At 40.1% G+C, this 964-nt stretch carries 1 tRNA gene and 1 pseudogene; one reads left to right on the forward strand and one right to left on the reverse strand.

Annotated elements, in window-relative coordinates:
- Nucleotides 1-157: 157 nt before the first annotated feature.
- Nucleotides 158-229 (reverse strand) — tRNA-Glu (locus HT719_RS11000).
- A 96-nt stretch (nucleotides 230-325) separates the two neighbouring features.
- Between HT719_RS11000 and HT719_RS11005 the strand changes: the two are divergent.
- A pseudogene (locus tag HT719_RS11005) lies at nucleotides 326-964 on the forward strand (ISNCY family transposase); the annotation flags it as partial.

The following is a 964-nucleotide window of genomic DNA, read 5'->3' on the forward strand; positions in this document are numbered from 1 at the left end:
TCTTGTTCAGTTTTCAAAGATCTTTGTCACTCGCTTCTCTCAAGCGACAACTATATTAGTATATCACAGCCGCTTTCGCTTGTCAACACTTTTTTGAAACTTTTTAAGTTTTTTTTGAAACTTTTTTTTCATCAAGTGTTTCAACTGCAATATACCATAGTCCGTACGGGATTCGAACCCGTGTTACCGCCGTGAAAAGGCGGTGTCTTAACCCCTTGACCAACGGACCTGAGTTGTTATTTTCAACTCTTACTATTATACAGTCTTTTTAAACTTTGTCAACACCTTTTTTAAACTTTTTTTACTTTTTACAATTTTTTGGCGAGAACTCATCCAAATGGAGGCTAGCCCTCATGCCTGGTTTGGAGCAGAAACCTCTAACTTACACTTAGCCATTGATGATGCTTCCGGCAATATCCTAGGGGCTTATTTTGATAAAAAAGAGAACTTGAATGCTTACTATCATGTCCTTGAACAAATATTAGCCAATCACGGTATTCCCCTTCAAATTAAAACAGATAAGAGAACGGTCTTTACCTATCAAGCCTCCAACTCTAAGAAAATGGAGGACGATACCCATACACAGTTTGGATACGCCTGTCACCAACTGGGGATTCTCCTTGAGACAACCGCTATCCCTCAAGCTAAAGGGAGAGTCGAAAGACTCAATCAGGCACTACAATCTCGCCTGCCTATTGAACTGGAACGAAACAATATTCATACCTTGGAAGAAGCCAATACTTTCCTTCTTTCCTACATTCAAACCTTTAATGAACAGTTTGGAAATAAGACAAAACTCTCTGTCTTCGAGGTGGCTCCTAAGCCCTCTGAACGAAATCTCATTCTAGCTAGACTGGCGGAGAGAGTCGTGGATTGTGGACACCATATCCGATTCCAAAATCGTTGCTATATCCCTGTTGAACAAGGAAAAGAAGTCTACTTCATCAGAAAGACGAAAGCATTC

This window comes from Streptococcus sp. k-378, from assembly GCF_013277505.1.
Lineage (GTDB): Bacteria > Bacillota > Bacilli > Lactobacillales > Streptococcaceae > Streptococcus > Streptococcus pseudopneumoniae.